We start from the raw sequence: 2,942 nt of genomic DNA on the forward strand, positions 1-2,942 counted from the left end.
ACTCACCAAAACCCAAGATTTTACATTAAAGGACTAAAAAAGCCCAGTCGCTTGATAAATAGGGGAAAATTAGCCCATGAATCTGCTTTCTGCTGCCGCCAAGGTTAGCTCCCTCACCATGCTCTCCAGGATCACCGGACTCCTCCGTGAGACCCTGATTGCCCGTAGTTTTGGGGCCTCGGAGTGGACAGATGCCTTTAATGTGGCCTTCAGACTACCTAATTTGCTACGCCGACTGTTTGCCGAGGGAGCCTTTTCTCAGGCATTTGTGCCGATTTTGGGAGAAATTTCCACTAAAGGGGACGTAAAACAGTCCCAAATCCTTGTAAATGCTGTTGCCACGCTCTTATTTTGGGCTTTGTTGCTCACGGTACTCCTTGGGGTGATCGGTGCCCCTCTGTTGATTCTGGTGATTGCTACGGGCTTTGAGGGTGGTCCAGCATATGAGGCAAGCGTAGTCATGACCCGAATCATGTTCCCCTACATTGGCCTCATTTCCATGGTTTCCCTGTCAGCCGGGATCCTTAATACTTTTGGCCGCTTTGCTATTCCGGCATTTACCCCAGTTTTACTCAATTTAGCCCTGATCAGCAGCGCCATCTTCTTGGCACCTTATTTGAATCAACCGATTTATGCCTTGAGCATTGGCGTGCTCGTGGGTGGCTTTTTGCAGCTTGCGATTCAGGTTCCGGCGCTATACCGCCTAGGCTTATTGCCTAAAGTGGGTCTCTTACCAGGCGCCATCAAAGCGGCCATAAAAAATCCGGATGCACGGCGCGTCATGAAACTCATGGGGCCCGCGGTGTTTGCAGTCTCCGTCGCCCAGATTTCCCTCATCATCAATACCAATATTGCATCTCGCTTACAAACTGGTAGCGTCTCCTGGCTCTCTTACGCCGATCGTCTGATGGAGTTTCCGACCGCCCTCTTAGGCGTTGCGCTAGGCACAGTCTTGCTACCGAGCTTGAGCAAGGCAAATGCAAAAAATGATTTAGTACATGCTGGTGAACTTCTCATTTGGGGGTTACAGCTCACCTTTTTGCTGGCCGCCCCTTGCGCAATTGCTCTCTTTATTTTTGGTGAGCCACTAGCAGCGGTGCTGTATCACTACGGCAAGTTCAGTGCCCTGGATGTCCTCATGACACAGCGTGCACTGGCAGCTTATGGCGTTGGGCTCATTGGTCTTATTTTGGTAAAGATCTTGGCCCCCGGCTTTTATTCACGACAAGATATCCGAACACCAGTAAAAATTGGCTTGTTGGTCTTGGTAGCAACCCAATTGGCTAACTTAGCTTTTGTTCCTTGGTTGGGCCATGCTGGCCTTGCCCTTTCCGTGGGCGCTGGCGCCTGCCTAAATGCAACGCTATTGTGGGTTGGCCTACATCGTCGCGGCGCTCTACCTAGTGCCGCATGGTTAAAGTACTTAGGGCAGCTTTTGCTCGCATTAATTCCTTTTGCATTTCTCTTGTATTACGCCGCTACTGCACACGATTGGATCGCTCTGCAATCTAGCCCCTGGATCCGCATTGGATTGCTAGCTGCCTGGCTAGCTGCTGCTGCAGTAGTTTATTTTTCAGCCCTATGGCTTGTTGGCATTCGCTGGCAAAAATTCCTGCGTCATGCAAAATAGCTTTTATGCCAACACAACAACTTGACTATTTCACATCCCTCGTTGCTGAGGACGAGCACTTTCCCTTAACTGAAGCGACGGTTGCAGTTGCTCAGCATGCCTATCCTGATCTCAACGTTCAGGGAGTACTAGATCAAATTGATCAGTGGGGAAACAAACTCAAGCAACGTATTACTTCCGATACCCCGCCGATTCAGCGCCTGCAGTTGCTCAAGCATTTCTTTTACAACGAATTGGGTTTTGGCCCCAATCCGAATGATTTTTACGCGCCCGAGAATTCTTATCTTCATCAAATCATTGAGAATCGCCGCGGCATTCCGATCTCCCTAGCAATCTTGATGATGGAGCTTGGTCAGCAAATTGGTTTAAATATTCGCGGAGTATCTTTCCCCAATCACTTCATGATGCGCATCTCCTTGCAACAAGGTGAAATCATCATGGACCCATTAAATGGCGAGTCCCTCTCCAAAAATCAATTACAGGAAATGCTCGACCCCTACCTCGATGCCAAAGGCTATCGTGGCGAACTGAGTCTGCCACTCAATATTTTCTTGCGAGCCTCCAGCTCTCGAGAAATTCTCTCGCGCTTTATGAGAAATCTCAAAATGATTTACTCCGAAGATGAACGTTGGGAGCGTCTACTAGGCATTCAAGAGCGCCTCGTCATTTTGCTGCCAGAGTCAAGCGAAGAGATTCGAGATCGCGGTTTAATCTTTGCGCAACTAGAGTACGTTCGCCCTGCAATAGCCGACCTTCATCGCTACTTAAGCGAAATGCCTGGCGCAGAAGATGCAGCGGATATTCGTGAGCATATTGCTACGCTCGAGAGCCAAACAAAACTGCACTAATCAGCAGGCTCGTCAATCTCAATAGAGATTGCAGCATTTCATTCCTATAATGTCTTATGCAAACTGAACCTCACATTCAGCCTACGCATTTACCTCATCAGCCACCCATACTCTGTATTGTTGGCCCTACAGGCGCAGGCAAAACCCATCTCGCTATGGCTTTGGCAGAGCATGCCAAGCTCTTGGACAGAACAGTTGAAATCATCAGCATGGACTCTGCCCTGGTTTATCGCGGACTAGATATTGGAAGCGCCAAACCAAGCAAAGCAGAACAGGCTGCGGTTCAGCACCACCTGATTGATATCTTAGAACCCACCGAATCCTATTCAGCAGCGCGCTTTGCAAATGATGCTAAGCGACTTTGCGAAGAAATTCGTGATCGTGGGAATATTCCCGTCGTGGTGGGTGGCACGATGTTGTATTGGCGGGCCTGGGCCTATGGCCTCTCTTCTTTGCCACCAGCA

General features: G+C 49.3%; 3 protein-coding genes. All 3 read left to right on the forward strand.

What is annotated here, in order from left to right; genetic code table 11:
- Positions 1–76 precede the first annotated feature (76 nt).
- Complete coding sequence (gene murJ / locus B7Y67_RS14260) at positions 77–1,630, forward strand: murein biosynthesis integral membrane protein MurJ (protein ID WP_293599212.1); 1,554 nt, start codon at positions 77–79, stop codon at positions 1,628–1,630.
- A 5-nt stretch (positions 1,631–1,635) separates the two neighbouring features.
- Positions 1,636–2,478 carry a tetratricopeptide repeat protein gene (locus tag B7Y67_RS14265; RefSeq protein ID WP_215386619.1) on the forward strand — a complete coding sequence of 281 codons (843 nt, stop codon included), beginning with the start codon at positions 1,636–1,638 and terminating at the stop codon, positions 2,476–2,478.
- Between the two features lie 56 nt (positions 2,479–2,534).
- Positions 2,535–2,942, forward strand: a 408-nt coding sequence (locus tag B7Y67_RS14270; RefSeq protein ID WP_293599213.1) for a tRNA (adenosine(37)-N6)-dimethylallyltransferase MiaA, incomplete at its 3' end; no start/stop codon positions are given.

Source organism: Polynucleobacter sp. 35-46-11, from assembly GCF_002281105.1.

Bases quoted from the DNA above. Each gene is read 5' to 3' on its own strand.
- murJ (WP_293599212.1), top strand. From the start codon at position 77: ATGAATCTGCTTTCTGCTGCCGCCAAGGTTAGCTCCCTCACCATGCTC.
- B7Y67_RS14265 (WP_215386619.1), top strand. From the start codon at position 1,636: ATGCCAACACAACAACTTGACTATTTCACATCCCTCGTTGCTGAGGAC.